We start from the raw sequence: 14,561 nt of genomic DNA, 5'->3' as shown, positions 1-14,561 counted from the left end.
CGCACCTCACTCGTTTTCGCTGAACACTTCCAGAAACCAGTCCTGGCCATCGACCTGCAACACAAAGGTGATCGGCCGGCAACACACCTGACAGTCTTCGATATAGGTCTGATCACCTGCCGACAGATCCACTGTCGTCTCGACTTCCTCCCCACAGTACGGACATTCATACAGTGCGCTTTCCAGCATCGCGGTCTCCCGGGTGACTTGTGCGTATAATCGCCGGTCTATTTGCAGGGCTAATTTTGTCTGGCTACTTTTTCAGACCGTGCCCCGTTGGTTTTCGATCAAAACCTTTACTTACCCTAGCCGTTTCCAACAAGAGAGCATGATGGGCGAATTCGATGCCATCCGACCTTACGACGACAGCGAAGTACCTGCGGTACTGGCAAGACTGCTCGGCGACAAGGCGTTTCTAGATATCCTCACCCACTTCCGCTTCCCGCGTTTCGCCGGTGCCTTCGGCTGGATGCTCAAACCACTTATAGCCCATCGGCTGCGTCGTGAGTTTGCCGACGTGACGTCGGTGGCGACTTTGCAGGACAAGGTCGAGTTCTACGTCGACCACACCATCGAGCGCGCCACCGATGGCGTGACCTACACCGGTGTCGAGCAATTCAAGTCCGGCAGCGCCTATCTGTTCATCGCCAACCACCGCGACATCGTGATGGACCCGGCCTTCGTCAATTACGCCGTGTACCACGCCGGCCTGCCGACGCCGCGCATCGCGATTGGCGACAACCTGCTGCAAAAGCCTTTCGTCAGCGACCTGATGCGTCTGAACAAGAGCTTCATCGTGCACCGCTCGATCACCGGGCGCCGCGAGAAAATGGCCGCGTATCAACTGCTGTCGGCCTACATCAACCACTCGATCCGCAACGACTGCGCCTCGATCTGGATCGCCCAGGCCGAAGGACGGGCCAAGGACGGCGACGACCGTACCGAGTCGGCGATCCTCAAGATGTTCCACATGAGCCGCAAGGACGAGCCGTTCGGCGAGGTCATCCAGTCGCTGAACCTGACCCCGGTATCGATCAGCTACGAATACGACCCGTGCGACCAGGCCAAGGCCCGCGAACTGTACATCCGCGCCACCACCGGCACCTATAGCAAGGCGCCGGGCGAGGATGACGTGAGCATCGCCAAGGGCATCACCGGCTACAAGGGCCGGGTGCACGTGAACTTCGCTGCGCCGATCACCGAACTGTTTGAAGACACCAAGCAACTGGCGGTCGAGATGGACAAGCAGATTCTCGGCGGCTACCGGTTGTTCCCGGTGCATTACCTGGCGTACGCGCAGTGGGCGGATGCCGATCCGCAGTTGAACGTGCCGAAGGCTGCCGACCTGTTCGGTGCCGAAGAACTGGCCAAGGCCCAGGAAGAATGGCAAAGCCGTCTGGACGCCTGCCCTGAGGAGCATCGTCCGTATCTGGTGCTGCAATATGCGACGCCGGTGCGCAATCAGTACCGGGTCAAGGCTGGCTTGCCACTGTAAGCGGTTTCGAGCGGATACAAAAACGGCGCCTTCGGGCGCCGTTTTTCGTTCAGTAGCGTGTACTGATCCAGGAAATCAGCAACGCCAGTCCCAGACAGGCGAAACCGAAACGATAGAAAAACCGGTTCATGCGCAGGGTCGCCCAGTCCAGCACCGGCTCTTGGTCAGGCTGGCTCTGGCGCTGGGCCGCGATACTGGCCATCGCCCGCTGTTCACGGCGACGGGTCGCGTGCAGCAGCCAACTGCCCGGGAAGGCCAACAGCAGGGCCAGCAGGTTGATCAGTTTGGCGGGATGGGTGGTAAACAGCGTCATCAAGTGCATCACAGACCTCAATCTAAACCGGAATGGCGAACGCCAGACCGACGACCGCGGCGCGGATTCTACCGAAACCCTCCCCCACTGCCCTACCCTTTGCGACAAATTACCCATCAATCGACCGATGGCTGTCCTGTGTCACGGCATCGTCATTTGTTTCGGCCACCCTGCGCGCCTCGAAACGTAAACGGAATGCGACATGCTTCACGCTGAAAACCAGGATCGCCTGTACCTCATCTCCCCGTCCGACGAACAGCAGACCCTCGTCGGCAGCCTGGCCTTCAATGTTCAGGACCGTCACTGGCTGGTGTATTGCGCCCTTGGCGGGCACCAGCATGCGGACTTGCCCGAGACCGATCTGCTGACCGGCGTCAGCGTCCTCGACTTCTATTCACAAGCTGCCTGAATGAAAAAAGCCCGGAGCCATCACTGGCCCCGGGCTTTTTCACATCAACCGAAAACTTATTCGGCGAGGATCTGGCCGATGCTCGGATCCTTGAACAGACGGGTCAGCGCATCGCTCAGTACATCGCTGACCAGTTTGGTGTTGGTTTCCTGGTTCGGCGCCATGCCGAAACGCTGGTCCAGCGACGCGCCGTAACGGCCGCTGTAGCGACGGTTGCCGCTCTGCACGTCGGAGCGGAAGGTCGCGCCGATGGTGGCCTCGGTCACGTACATGCCTTCTTTCGGCGACTGGTATTTCAGTTCAGTCAGGGTCACGGTCAGTTGTGGAGCATTCATCGCACCGTTGGACGGGGTGAAGCCCAGCAGACGCACGGCCGCTTCGGCCTGGGCCTGCAACTTCGGCACGATCTGCTCGCGCTGGACGGTGATGGCGCTGGTTTCCGGGTACAGGCCACCGCGGGTGCCCAGGGTTGGCGACGGACGACCGTCGACCACGCGAACCACGACAGGCTGGCCATGGCCGACCGGTGCCAGCTGAGTGGTCAGCTTCGGTTCCGGGCTCAGTTGTTGCGGGCTGTGGGCGCAGCCAACCAGGGTCAAACTGGTCACAGTGATCAAACCGAACAACAGGCGTTGCAACATGCTCTTCTCTCCAGAATCAGGCACAGACAGGCCCGCAGTATAGCGGTGGGCCACTGCGGGTCACCAGCACTGAAATCTCAGACAAACCCCGCTGCACGCGGTTCCTGTCACAGATTGTTCACCCCCCATACATGTTCGCTTCACGGTCTTTTGACAATCTTCGTCACAGATCTCCAGAAGGAACACACACCATGCGCTATCTGATCTCGTTGTTCGCTCCACGCCCGCTGCACCGCAGCTTCGCCCTGCTCGACCGCAATGGCCATTGCCAGGCTTTCAAGCAATGCAGCCTGCAGCCAATGGGTGACGGCTGGGTCGAAATCGAGGAAATCCGCCTCAACTGGTTGCACCAGCCTTTGCCTGCCAGTGCCCGGGTCGAACAGCAGCGTCCTCGCGCACGTGCCCAGGCGATGTTGAGCATCTGACCGGATGCCTAATAAAAGTCATTAAACTCGACCAACTCCCCGCATTTCTTCGATACAATCTCCCCCCGATTATAAGGACGTCTCCTGATCGGGCCCCGCAACAGCGTCAATGCGCTTGCATTGGCATCCAAATCGCCCACAGAGAGCCGCCCACACAGATCGAGTGAAGCTGGCGTGCTTGCTGTTTCCCTGGCAAATCCCCGCTTTTCGCGAATCTGCAGAGCTGTCATGACGCTCGGTCACTGAGTTGTTTGCCCCTCCGGGCACGGTGCCAGCCGGGACAGCCCTTTTTGAGGTTCACGTCTTCAAAAGAGCGTGAAAAAAACGGGTTTTCACAACTTCACAAGAGTGTGGCGAGCAAATGAATAGTTTTGCGTCTGAACATGCACCATTAGCGTCTGAAACAGCCCAACGACACAGGAACGGGTACGCCTCGAATACCGGAGCCTGAAGCCTGTCCGCTACGGATTTGGTTGCACAAACGGATGTCTCGACCATAAGTCGAATTGCCAGCCACGTGCTGAAATGAGTTCATGTGACTCTTGAAGCCAGGCCGCACGCATCCGTCGAAGTTGCGAAAAATTGCGAAGATTCGGACATGGCAAACCTGGCCATGGGTACCTGGGGCGTAACTGACCTGCCCCGGACACCTGGCAGCCATGCCGACAATTTGGTGCTGCAGATTTTGGAGACGCGTTAAATGGCGCATAACGAAGCAGTCGACGTAGTTCTGGTTGGGGCCGGCATCATGAGTGCCACCCTTGCAGTACTGCTCAAGGAACTCGACCCGGCGATCAAGCTGGAAGTCGTCGAACTGATGGATTCCGGTGCCGCGGAAAGTTCCAACCCGTGGAACAACGCCGGTACCGGCCACGCCGGCCTCTGCGAGCTGAACTACACGCCGCAGAATGCCGACGGCACCGTCGACATCAAGAAAGCCGTACACATCAACACCCAGTTCGAGGTGTCGAAGCAGTTCTGGTCGTACCTGACCAAGAAAGGCACCTTCGGCTCGTGCAAGTCCTTCATCAGCCCGGTGCCGCACCTGAGCTACGTCGAAGGTGAAAAAGGCGTGTCGTTCCTCAAGGAACGCTTCAACACGCTGCACAAGCATCACGCCTTCGCCGACATGGAATACACCGAAGACAAGGCGAAGATGGCCGAGTGGATGCCATTGATGATGCCGGGGCGTCCAAAGGACCAGGTGCTCGCCGCCACCCGCGTGATGAACGGTACCGACGTCAATTTCGGCGCGCTGACCAATCAGTTGCTCAAGCACCTGACCAGCGCCCCGGATGCCCAGGTCAAATACTGCAAGCGCGTGACCGGCCTCAAACGTAACGCCAACGGCTGGACCGTGAGCATCAAGGACGTCAACAGCGGCAGCAGCCGTGAAGTCGACGCCAGATTCGTGTTCCTCGGCGCCGGTGGCGCGGCCCTGCCGCTGCTGCAAGCCTCGGGTATCGAAGAAAGCAAAGGCTTCGGCGGCTTCCCGATCAGCGGCCAGTGGCTGCGTTGCGACAACCCGGAAGTGGTCAAGCATCACCAGGCCAAGGTTTACAGCCAGGCTGCGGTGGGTTCGCCACCGATGTCCGTGCCGCACCTGGACACCCGCGTGGTCGACGGCAAGAAGTCCCTGCTGTTCGGGCCATACGCCGGCTTCACCACCAAGTTCCTCAAGCACGGCTCCTTCATGGACCTGCCGCTGTCGGTTCGCGCCGGCAACATCGGCCCGATGCTGGCCGTGGCCAAGAACAACATGGACCTGACCAAGTACCTGGTCAGCGAAGTGATGCAGTCGATGGAACAGCGTCTGGAATCCCTGCGCCGTTTCTACCCGGAGGCGAAAGCCGAAGACTGGCGCCTGGAAGTGGCCGGCCAACGGGTGCAGATCATCAAGAAAGACCCGAAAAAGGGCGGCATCCTGCAGTTCGGTACCGAACTCGTCGCTGCGAAGGACGGCTCCCTCGCCGCCCTGCTCGGCGCTTCGCCAGGTGCTTCGGTGACCGTTTCGATCATGCTGGAACTGATCGAGAAGTGCTTCCCGGCCAAGGCCAAGGGTGAGTGGGCGGCCAAACTGGCGGAAATCTTCCCGGCCCGTGAAAAGGTCCTGGAAACCGACGCTGCGCTGTATCGCAAGATCAACGCGCACAACAACGTCGCGCTGGAACTGGTTGAAGCCAGCAACGAGACCGAAAGCTACGCCTGATTCGGCTCCATGAAAAACGCCCCGCACTCAGTGAGTGCGGGGCGTTTTTTTATGCCTGTGGAAAACTTCGGCTATCAGCCACGCGCTTTCTCGATCAGCTCGATGTATTCCGGGGCGTTGCGTTGATCGCGGATCTGGTCGACGAAGGTCTTGCCATGTTCGTCCTTGCCGTCCACGTCATAACCGGCTGCAACGAAGAACGTCAGGAAACGCTCGAAATCGTCGATGCGCAGGCCACGGTAAGCCTTGACCAGTTTGTGCAGCGACGGCGAAGTGGCGTCGACCGGCTCAAAATCGAGGAACAGCTTGATCTGCTCATCGCCGATCTCGTCACCAATCACTTGCTTCTTATCTTTACGCATTGCCGACTCCAGCTCGCAGACATTTCACGGGGCGGGCAGTTTACCCCCGCCCGGGCACAGGGCTCAACGCGCACGCGTGCTGCCGGTGTGCAGATCGGCCCAGATGTGGCCGTTGGCGTAGCTGAGGAATTGCACGTACACGGTGTCATTGCGCAGCAAATCGATGATCACCCGGTACTGGGCCAGCGGATAGAACAGGGTCAGGGTCTTGCGCTGGTCGTCGTACACCGGTTTTTTCAGGCTTTTGCTTTCGCCATCGAAGCTGACCAGCACCTGATTGATCGTCGCACCCTTGTTCAGGGACTTGCCCTTGAGGCGGATCATCAATGGCGAAGTGACCGGAATCGGCTGCTGATTGGACTGACGCTGGGCGCCGACCACCACCGAATAGTCAGTGACCTGCAACAGTTGCTGCTGCTCGGGTTCGGCATCGCGCAGGGTGAGGTCGTCGGGCGGCAGGAATTGGCTGTGCATCGGCGCGGCGGCCAGGGGCAGGCTGAGGGTCAGCAACAGGGCGGCGCAGCTGCGGATCAAGAGGCTCATGACAGGCTCCGGAGGGCGGGGCCGAGCACTTTAGCAGCCTTTAAAAGCAAAAGATCGCAGCCGGGGCTGCGATCTTTAAGGGGACTCTTACATGCCTTTGACGGCGAAGATCCCGTTGGCGTTGCGCCAGTAGCCTTTGTAGTCCATGCCGTAACCGAAGATGTAACGGTCAACGCACGGCAGGCCGACGAAATCGGCTTTCAGGTCAGGACGGGCCTTGCGGTCGTGGTCCTTGTCGATCAGCACGGCGGTGTGCACGGCACGCGCACCGGCGTGTTTGCAGAAGTCGATGATCGCGCCCAGGGTGTGACCTTCGTCGAGGATGTCGTCGATGATCAGCACGTCACGGTCGATGAACGAGACTTCCGGCTTGGCTTTCCAGAACAGGTCGCCGCCGCTGGTTTCATTGCGATAGCGGGTGGCGTGCAGGTAGGACGCTTCCAGCGGGAACTGCAGATGGGTCAGCAGCTTGCCGGAGAAAATCAGCCCGCCGTTCATCACGCAGAACACCACCGGGTTGCTCTCGGCCAGTTGTTCGTTGATTTGTGCACCGACGCGGGCAATGGCAGCCTCGACTTCAGCTTCGGTGTACAGGCAGTCAGCCTCTCGCATGATTTGACGGATATGCTCGAGATCAGCGGACATGGCGCTCTCCAAGGGGGGTCTGTTTCGGAAAAGCGGGCAAAGGTACGCATCCCGCACGGCCGAATCAAGCATTTGTGGACTAACGTACTGTATGTCCTATAGGACATCACCCTCGGATAGATTAATCTAGGCCGGTTTTTTTGCCCGCCGCCGGAGCCTTTCCCCATGTCCATCCAAGAGATCCGCCATCCGCTGATCCGTCACAAACTTGGCCTTATGCGCCGTGCAGACATCAGCACCAAGAATTTCCGCGAGCTCGCTCAGGAAGTCGGTGCGCTGTTGACCTATGAAGCTACCAAAGACCTGCCGCTGGAAACCTACGATATCGAAGGTTGGTGCGGCACGGTGTCGGTGGAGAAAATCGCCGGCAAGAAGATTACCGTCGTGCCGATCCTGCGTGCCGGCATCGGCATGCTCGAAGGCGTGCTGAGCCTGATCCCGGGCGCGAAAGTCAGCGCCGTCGGCGTTGCCCGTAACGAAGAAACCCTGCAGGCCCACACCTATCTGGAAAAACTGGTTCCGGAAATCGACGAACGCCTGGCCATGATCATCGACCCGATGCTCGCCACCGGCAGCTCCATGGTCGCGACCATCGATCTGCTGAAGAAGGCCGGCTGCAAGGACATCCGCGCGATGGTGCTGGTTGCCGCGCCGGAAGGCATTGCCGCTGTCGAGCAGGCTCACCCGGACGTGATCATCTACACCGCGTCCATCGATCAGAAACTCAACGAGCACGGTTACATCATTCCTGGGCTTGGCGATGCCGGTGACAAGATCTTCGGCACCAAGCAGAAGGACGCTTGAACATGCAGGATGAGTTCAACGATCCGCTCTGGCGCACGGTGCTGTCCGGCGCGCAGATGCTGTTCGTGGCTTTCGGCGCCTTGGTGCTGATGCCGCTGATCACGGGCCTTGACCCGAACGTGGCACTGTTCACCGCAGGTCTGGGCACGATTCTGTTCCAGATCGTCACCGGGCGTCAGGTGCCGGTGTTCCTCGCGTCGAGCTTTGCCTTCATCACCCCGATCATTCTCGCCAAGGGCCAGTTCGGCCTCGCCGCGACCATGGGCGGCGTGATGGCGGCCGGTTTCGTCTACACCTTCCTCGGCCTGGCCGTGAAGATCAAAGGCACCGGGTTCATCGACCGTCTGCTGCCACCGGTGGTGATCGGCCCGGTGATCATCTCCATTGGCCTGGCCATGGCGCCGATTGCCGCCAACATGGCGATGGGCAAGGCCGGTGACGGCTCGGAGCTGATCCACTATCAGACCGCGATGATGATCTCGATGCCGGCGCTGCTGACCACGTTGATCGTGGCGGTGTTCGGCAAAGGCATCTTCCGTCTGGTGCCGATCATCTCCGGCGTGCTGGTGGGTTTCGCCATGTCGTTCTATTTCGGTGTCGTCGACACCGCGAAGATCGCCGCAGCCCCTTGGTTTGCACTGCCTCATTTCACCGCGCCGGAGTTCAACTGGCAGGCGATCCTGTTCATCGTCCCGGTGGCGCTGGCTCCGGCCATCGAACACATCGGCGGCGTGATTGCGGTCGGCAGCGTGACCGGTCGCGACTACCTGAAGAAGCCGGGCCTGCATCGCACCCTGCTCGGTGACGGTATCGCCACCACGGCGGCCGGCCTGTTCGGCGGCCCGCCCAACACCACCTACGCCGAAGTGACTGGCGCGGTGATGCTGACCAAGAACTACAACCCGAAAATCATGACCTGGGCGGCGATCTTCGCCATCGCCCTGGCGTTCATCGGCAAGTTCGGCGCCCTGCTGCAAAGCATTCCGGTGCCGGTGATGGGCGGGATTCTGTGTCTGTTGTTCGGTTCGATCGCAGCGGTGGGGATGAACACTCTGATCCGCCACAAGATCGATCTGGGCGAAGCACGCAATCTGGTGATCGTTTCGGTGACCCTGGTGTTCGGGATCGGCGGTGTGCTGGTCGGCACCGGCACAGGTCCCGACGACTTCGGCCTCAAAGGCATCGCGCTGTGCGCGGTGGTGGCGATTGCGCTGAACCTGATCCTGCCGGGCAACGACAGCTGGAAACACAAGAAGGCGGATGAGCCGCTGATCTAAGCTGTAGCTTCATCGCCTGAAAGACCGCTATCGCCAGCAGGCTGGCTCCCACATTGGAATGCATTTTCCTGTGGGAGCCAGCCTGCTGGCGATGCTTTTAGAGGGCCAACGGCGCCCGCTCACACAACGTCGCCAACGCTTTCGCCCATTGCGGGTCATCGTTCAGGCACGGCACCAGCACCAACTCCTCCCCTCCCGCCTCACGGAACTGTTCCTTGCCGCGATCGCCGATCTCTTCCAGGGTCTCGATGCAATCGGCTACAAATGCCGGGCACATCACCAGAATCTTCTTCACGCCGCTTTTGGCCAACTCGTCCAGCCGCGCTTCGGTGTACGGCTCGATCCATTTCGCCTTGCCCAGTCGCGACTGGAACGACACCGACCATTTGCCATCCGGGATGCCCATGCGCTTGGCGAACTCGGCTGCCGTGCGCAGGCACTGGCCGCGATAACAGGTCGCAACCACTTCCGGCGGTGCACCGGCGCAGCAATCGCCGTGACCATCGAAGCGATGGCCCGGATTGAGTTTGGTCAGATGCCGCTCCGGCAAACCGTGGAAGCTCAGCAACAGGTGATCGTAATCCTGCTGCAAGTGCGGCCGGGCGCTCGCCACCAGGGCGTCGAGGTATTCCGGCTGATCGTAGAACGGCTGCAACACCGACAGTTGTACGTCGAGTTTCTTCTCGCGCACTACCCGCTTGGCCTCTTCGATCACAGTGGTGGTGGTGCTGTCGGCGAACTGTGGATAAAGCGGTGCGAGGGTGATGCGCTTGTGCCCTGCTGCCGTCAGTTTGAGCAGCGCCGACTCGATCGACGGCTGCCCGTAACGCATGGCCAGTTCCACCGGGCCGTGGGTCCACTGTGACGTCATCTGCTGCTGCAGGCGACGGCTGAGCACCACCAGTGGCGAACCTTCATCCCACCAGATCGAGGCGTAGGCATGGGCCGACTGCTCGGGACGCTTGATCAGGATCAGCGACACCAGCAGGCGCCGCACCGGCCACGGCAGGTCGATCACGTACGGGTCCATCAGAAATTGATTGAGGTAGCTGCGCACGTCGGCCACCGAAGTGGAGGCCGGCGAACCCAGGTTGACCAGAAGCAAGGCGTGATCGGTCATGCAACGTCCTATTTCAGAGGCGGCTGGACAGATCGTCCAGGGCCGCGCGTAAATCCGTGAACCGGAAATTGAATCCGGCTTCCAGCAAGCGTGCCGGCGTGGCCCGTTGACCACCCAGCAACAGCAATGACATCTCGCCGAGCCCGACCTTCAGGGCCAGAGCCGGCATCGGCATGAACGCCGGACGGTGCAACACGCTGCCCAGCGTCCTGGCGAATTCGCGATTGCGCACAGGTTTCGGCGCGCACGCATTATAAGGACCACTCGCCTGATCGCGGTGCAGAAGAAAATCAATCAGGGCGATTTGATCGTCGATATGAATCCAAGGCATCCACTGCCGACCATTGCCCAAAGGCCCGCCCAGCCCGAGTTTGAACGGCAGCAACAGGCGCGACAAAAAACCGCCCTCGGCCGACAGCACCAGCCCGGTCCGCACCAGCACCACGCGAATGTCCATCGCTTCGGCGCGTTGCGCGGTTTCCTCCCAGGCAATGCACAACTGGCTGGCGAAATCGTCGACCACCGGTGGCGACTCTTCGGTCAACTCGCGTTCGCCGCCGTCTCCGTACCAGCCAACGGCCGAGCCTGAAATCAGCAGTGACGGTTTCTGCCCGCGATTTTCCAGCCACGCCAGCAACGTTTCGGTGAGCGTGATCCGGCTGCTCCAGAGCAACGCCTTGCGCCGATGGGTCCATGGCCGGTCGGCAATCGGCGCGCCGGCAAGGTTGACGATCACGTCGACCGGTTCATCGCCAAGGTCTTCCAGACGTGCAATGCCACGCACTTGAGCGCCGCAGATTTTCGCGACCTTTTCCGCACGACGACTCCACACGGTCAACCGGTGGCCCTGACCCGACCAGTGCCGGCAGAGCTGACGTCCGATCAATCCAGTACCGCCGGTCAGCAATATGTGCATGACATCTTCCTCGCGTGGCGTTTTACTTCGATCACTAGTCTATTTTTATAAGCAGGGATCTTTTCTATCGGACAGGCTCTATTGTTTAACAATAGGCCAAGCTGTCAGAACGAAAACGCTGGAAGTTATACCAGAAAACAAAATTGTACAGGTTTCATCCACGGCGTAGTCTGTACAGAAAGGTAAACGAGGCCCCTATGACTGTACCTATCGCAATCATTGGCACCGGCATCGCCGGACTCTCCGCCGCCCAGGCCCTGACCGAGGCCGGGCACACCGTCCAGTTGTTCGATAAAAGCCGCGGCAGCGGCGGGCGCATGTCGAGCAAGCGCAGTGACGCCGGCTCGCTGGACATGGGCGCGCAATATTTCACGGCCCGTGACCGGCGCTTCGTCACCGAAGTCCAGCGCTGGCAAAGCCAGGGCTGGGTCGCCGAGTGGGCGCCGCAGCTCTACACCTATCACGGCGGACAACTGAACCTGTCGCCGGACGAGCAGACCCGCTGGGTCGGCTCGCCGCGCATGAGCGCCATCACCCGTGGCTTGCTCGACGGCCTGGAAGTGCATTTCGCCTGCCGGATCACCGAGGTTTATCGCGGTGAAGAGCACTGGCATCTGCAAGACGCCGAAGGCTTCACCCACGGGCCGTTCAGCCATGTGGTGATCGCCACCCCGGCGCCTCAGGCCACCGCATTGCTGGCCGCTGCGCCGAAACTGGCCGGGGCCGCTGCCGGGGTGAAGATGGACCCGACCTGGGCCGTCGCCCTCGCCTTCGACACGCCGCTGGATACACCGATCGAAGGCTGCTTCGTACAGGACAGTCCTCTCGACTGGCTGGCCCGCAACCGCAGTAAACCCGGGCGCGACAACACCCTCGACACCTGGGTCCTGCACGCCACCAGCGCCTGGAGCCGGCAGCACATTGACCTGTCCAAGGAAGCCGTGATCGAGCAGTTGCACGGCGCCTTTGCCGAGTTGCTGCACAGCGCCATGCCCGCACCGACCTTCAGCCTCGCCCACCGCTGGCTCTACGCCCGCCCGGCCACCAGCCATGAGTGGGGCACGCTGGCGGATGCAGACCTGGGTCTGTATGCGTGCGGCGACTGGTGCCTGTCGGGCCGGGTCGAAGGCGCGTGGCTCAGTGGCCAGGAAGCTGCACGCCGCTTGCACGAACACCTGCAGTGAACCGCATCAATCCGCAAAAACTGCTGCTGTCGAAATGGACAGCAGCCCTGCCGCAAAACCGTGAAAAGCATTTTCTGGTGACCGAACTGTTCCGCGACGAGGACGGCACGGTGCTGGAGATCGAAATGCAGGCAGTGCTGACCAGGCGTACCGCGCAACTGGACTGGCATGCATTGCAGGACGATGCGCAGTGGAAAATGGGTTGGCGCTAGTTTCCGTCAAAATCTTGTACAAACAATTTGACTTGTACACCTTTGAATCTATGCTGAAGGAATGTTGTACAGAATAAATATTCTGTACAAATTCAGATTCGAGGTGCCGTCATGTCCGAACCGTCCCCACCCAAGATCGCCATCAGCGCCTGCCTGATGGGAGCCGAAGTGCGCTACAACGGCGGACACAAGGCATCACGGCTGTGCACCCACACTCTCACTGAATATTTCGAATTTGTCCCGGTGTGTCCGGAAGTCGCGATTGGCCTGGGCATTCCCCGCGAGCCGATCCGGCTGGTGGGCGACCCGGATCACCCACAGGCTCTCGGGACAGTTCACCGCGAGACCGACGTCACCGAGGCGCTGTCCGCCTATGGCGAGAAAATGGCCGCCGAACTCGACGGCATCTGCGGCTATATCTTCATGCAGCAATCGCCATCCTGTGGACTGGAACGGGTCAAGGTCTATCACGCCAACGGCGCACCGATCGGCAGCGGGCGCGGGATCTATGCCCAGGCCTTCTGCGCCCGGCACCCCGACCTGCCGGTCGAAGAAGCCGGGCGCCTGAACGATCCGGTCCTGCGGGAAAATTTCATCACCCGGGTATTCGCCTACAGCGATTGGCAGCAAGTGCTCCGGCAAGGCCTGAGCCGTCGCGCCCTGACCGACTTCCACTCGCGCTACAAATACCTGCTGATGGCCCACAACCCGGTGCAATACAAGGCGCTGGGCAATCTGCTGGGCAACATGGGCCAGACCGATCCCGTCGAACTCGGCCCGCGCTACTTCAGCCAGTTGATGGCGGCGCTCACTACCTGCGCCACACGTCGTACACACAGCAACGTGTTGCAGCACATCAGCGGTTACCTGAAACGGGCCATCAGTGCTGAAGACAAACAGGAAATGCAGCACGTCATCGGCCAGTACCGCCACGGCATCGTGCCGCTGGTGGTGCCGCTGACACTGCTCAAGCATCACTTTCGCCAACACCCCGATCCATACATCGCGCAACAGGTTTACCTGCAACCGCACCCGGAAAACCTCAGCCTGCGAAACGCCATTTGATGAACGACACACCCGACACCAGCGCCCGCGAAGACCTCGGCGCCGACTTCAAGAAAGCCCTTGACGAAGGCTGGCTGCCGATTCGCGAGGTGGCGCGCCAGACCGGCGTCAATGCGATCACCCTGCGTGCCTGGGAGCGCCGTTACGGATTGATCGTGCCGCAACGCACGCCCAAGGGGCATCGCCTGTATTCGGCCGAACATGTACAGCGCATCCAGCACATCCTCACCTGGCTCAACCGTGGCGTGGCGGTCAGTCAGGTCAAACCGCTGCTCGACACACCACAAACCGTCAACGAGCCGCTGGAAAACGAATGGCAGCCCTTGCACCAGGCCGCGCTGCTGGCGGTCACGCAATTGAACGAGCGCAGCCTCGACGACAGCGTCAACCAGGCAATGGCGCTCTACCCGCCGCGAACCCTGTGTGAGCAATTACTGATGCCGTTGCTGGCGGACCTCGAGCAGCGCTGGCAAGGCCAGTTCGGTGCGCAGATGGAACGGGTGTTCTTTCACGCCTGGCTGCGTAGCAAATTCGGCGCACGCATCTACCATAACAACCGTCAGTTGCGCACAGCGCCGCTGATGCTGGTCAACCAATCGGATTTACTGCTGGAGCCGCACCTGTGGCTCTGCGCCTGGCTGATCAGCAGCGCCGACTGCCCGGTGCAGGTGTTCGACTGGCCGTTGCCCGCCGGGGAGCTGGCATTGGCAGTCGATCACCTGCAAGCCCGGGGCGTACTGCTGTATTCCAGCAAGGCCATGAACCTGGCGCAGTTGCCGAAACTGTTGAATGGCATCAGTTGCCCGAAAATGATTGCCGGACCAACGGTGTGCATCCACCACGCCGAGTTGTCCGTAAGAACTTCCGAGATCGCTGATCTGTACCTGGCCGAAGATCCCTTGTCGGCACATCGGGCACTCCTTCAGCGTGGGTTGATTTAA

General features: G+C 60.5%; 18 protein-coding genes. 10 read left to right on the top strand and 8 right to left on the bottom strand.

Features of this window, described 5'->3' with window-relative positions; all coding sequences use genetic code 11:
• Positions 1–6: 6 nt before the first annotated feature.
• Positions 7–189 (bottom strand): CPXCG motif-containing cysteine-rich protein, encoded by a 183-nt coding sequence (locus CAG02_RS12350; RefSeq protein ID WP_085709318.1) that lies wholly within the window; start codon positions 187–189, stop codon positions 7–9.
• 139 nt (positions 190–328) lie between these two features.
• Here CAG02_RS12350 and CAG02_RS12345 point away from each other — a divergent pair, with 139 nt between their 5' ends.
• Entirely contained in the window at positions 329–1,495 is a 1,167-nt protein-coding gene (locus CAG02_RS12345) for a 1-acyl-sn-glycerol-3-phosphate acyltransferase (RefSeq protein ID WP_085709317.1), read from the top strand.
• A gap of 49 nt (positions 1,496–1,544) precedes the next feature.
• On the opposite strand, the gene CAG02_RS12340 is transcribed toward CAG02_RS12345, so the two are convergent.
• Positions 1,545–1,817 carry a hypothetical protein gene (locus CAG02_RS12340; protein ID WP_085709316.1) on the bottom strand — a complete coding sequence of 91 codons (273 nt, stop codon included), beginning with the start codon at positions 1,815–1,817 and terminating at the stop codon, positions 1,545–1,547.
• A gap of 193 nt (positions 1,818–2,010) precedes the next feature.
• Here CAG02_RS12340 and CAG02_RS12335 point away from each other — a divergent pair, with 193 nt between their 5' ends.
• On the top strand, positions 2,011–2,217 hold the full coding sequence (locus CAG02_RS12335) for a hypothetical protein (protein WP_039766399.1): 207 nt from the start codon (positions 2,011–2,013) through the stop codon (positions 2,215–2,217).
• A 56-nt stretch (positions 2,218–2,273) separates the two neighbouring features.
• Here the strand turns inward: CAG02_RS12335 and CAG02_RS12330 are convergent, their stop codons facing one another.
• Positions 2,274–2,858, bottom strand: coding sequence for a YajG family lipoprotein (locus tag CAG02_RS12330; protein WP_085709315.1), 585 nt, complete (start codon positions 2,856–2,858; stop codon positions 2,274–2,276).
• 191 nt (positions 2,859–3,049) lie between these two features.
• Between CAG02_RS12330 and CAG02_RS12325 the strand changes: the two genes are divergently transcribed.
• Together CAG02_RS12325 and mqo are read left to right on the top strand one after the other, a co-directional pair.
• A complete protein-coding gene (locus CAG02_RS12325; protein ID WP_039766297.1) occupies positions 3,050–3,283 on the top strand; it encodes a hypothetical protein in 234 nt (77 codons plus the stop codon).
• Positions 3,284–3,983: 700 nt separating this feature from the next.
• Positions 3,984–5,492 (top strand): malate dehydrogenase (quinone), encoded by a 1,509-nt coding sequence (mqo, locus tag CAG02_RS12320; RefSeq protein WP_085709314.1) that lies wholly within the window; start codon positions 3,984–3,986, stop codon positions 5,490–5,492.
• Positions 5,493–5,566: 74 nt separating this feature from the next.
• Here the strand turns inward: mqo and CAG02_RS12315 are convergent, their stop codons facing one another.
• The 3 genes from CAG02_RS12315 to CAG02_RS12305 form a co-directional block, all read right to left on the bottom strand.
• The gene (locus CAG02_RS12315; protein WP_007951679.1) at positions 5,567–5,854 is read right to left on the bottom strand and encodes a PA4642 family protein; all 288 of its coding nucleotides are present in this window, start codon (positions 5,852–5,854) and stop codon (positions 5,567–5,569) included.
• Positions 5,855–5,917: 63 nt separating this feature from the next.
• Positions 5,918–6,397 (bottom strand): hypothetical protein, encoded by a 480-nt coding sequence (locus CAG02_RS12310; protein ID WP_085709313.1) that lies wholly within the window; start codon positions 6,395–6,397, stop codon positions 5,918–5,920.
• An 87-nt stretch (positions 6,398–6,484) separates the two neighbouring features.
• A complete protein-coding gene (locus CAG02_RS12305; protein ID WP_085709312.1) occupies positions 6,485–7,042 on the bottom strand; it encodes a hypoxanthine-guanine phosphoribosyltransferase in 558 nt (185 codons plus the stop codon).
• Between the two features lie 165 nt (positions 7,043–7,207).
• Here CAG02_RS12305 and upp point away from each other — a divergent pair, with 165 nt between their 5' ends.
• Together upp and CAG02_RS12295 are read left to right on the top strand one after the other, a co-directional pair.
• Positions 7,208–7,846 (top strand): uracil phosphoribosyltransferase, encoded by a 639-nt coding sequence (gene upp / locus CAG02_RS12300; RefSeq protein WP_011335903.1) that lies wholly within the window; start codon positions 7,208–7,210, stop codon positions 7,844–7,846.
• A 2-nt stretch (positions 7,847–7,848) separates the two neighbouring features.
• On the top strand, positions 7,849–9,123 hold the full coding sequence (locus CAG02_RS12295; protein ID WP_085709311.1) for a uracil-xanthine permease family protein: 1,275 nt from the start codon (positions 7,849–7,851) through the stop codon (positions 9,121–9,123).
• A 97-nt stretch (positions 9,124–9,220) separates the two neighbouring features.
• On the opposite strand, the gene hemH is transcribed toward CAG02_RS12295, so the two are convergent.
• Positions 9,221–10,243: a ferrochelatase gene (gene hemH / locus CAG02_RS12290; RefSeq protein WP_085709310.1), complete on the bottom strand. Its 1,023-nt coding sequence runs from the start codon at positions 10,241–10,243 to the stop codon at positions 9,221–9,223.
• A gap of 13 nt (positions 10,244–10,256) precedes the next feature.
• Positions 10,257–11,159, bottom strand: coding sequence for a TIGR01777 family oxidoreductase (locus CAG02_RS12285; protein WP_085709309.1), 903 nt, complete (start codon positions 11,157–11,159; stop codon positions 10,257–10,259).
• A 197-nt stretch (positions 11,160–11,356) separates the two neighbouring features.
• Here CAG02_RS12285 and CAG02_RS12280 point away from each other — a divergent pair, with 197 nt between their 5' ends.
• The 4 genes from CAG02_RS12280 to CAG02_RS12265 all read left to right on the top strand — a co-directional run bounded on the left by CAG02_RS12280 (position 11,357) and on the right by CAG02_RS12265 (position 14,561).
• A complete protein-coding gene (locus tag CAG02_RS12280; RefSeq protein ID WP_085709308.1) occupies positions 11,357–12,343 on the top strand; it encodes an NAD(P)/FAD-dependent oxidoreductase in 987 nt (328 codons plus the stop codon).
• Positions 12,340–12,555: a TIGR02450 family Trp-rich protein gene (locus tag CAG02_RS12275; RefSeq protein WP_085709307.1), complete on the top strand. Its 216-nt coding sequence runs from the start codon at positions 12,340–12,342 to the stop codon at positions 12,553–12,555. Before CAG02_RS12280 ends, CAG02_RS12275 begins: the two co-directional genes overlap by 4 nt.
• A 111-nt stretch (positions 12,556–12,666) precedes the next feature.
• Positions 12,667–13,620: a DUF523 and DUF1722 domain-containing protein gene (locus CAG02_RS12270; protein WP_085709306.1), complete on the top strand. Its 954-nt coding sequence runs from the start codon at positions 12,667–12,669 to the stop codon at positions 13,618–13,620.
• Complete coding sequence (locus tag CAG02_RS12265) at positions 13,620–14,561, top strand: MerR family transcriptional regulator (protein WP_085709305.1); 942 nt, start codon at positions 13,620–13,622, stop codon at positions 14,559–14,561. The genes CAG02_RS12270 and CAG02_RS12265 overlap by 1 nt, the downstream gene beginning before the upstream one ends.

Source organism: Pseudomonas sp. R43(2017) (assembly GCF_002112345.1).
GTDB lineage: Bacteria > Pseudomonadota > Gammaproteobacteria > Pseudomonadales > Pseudomonadaceae > Aquipseudomonas > Aquipseudomonas kribbensis.
This window is presented reverse-complemented; position numbering and strand designations above follow the sequence as displayed.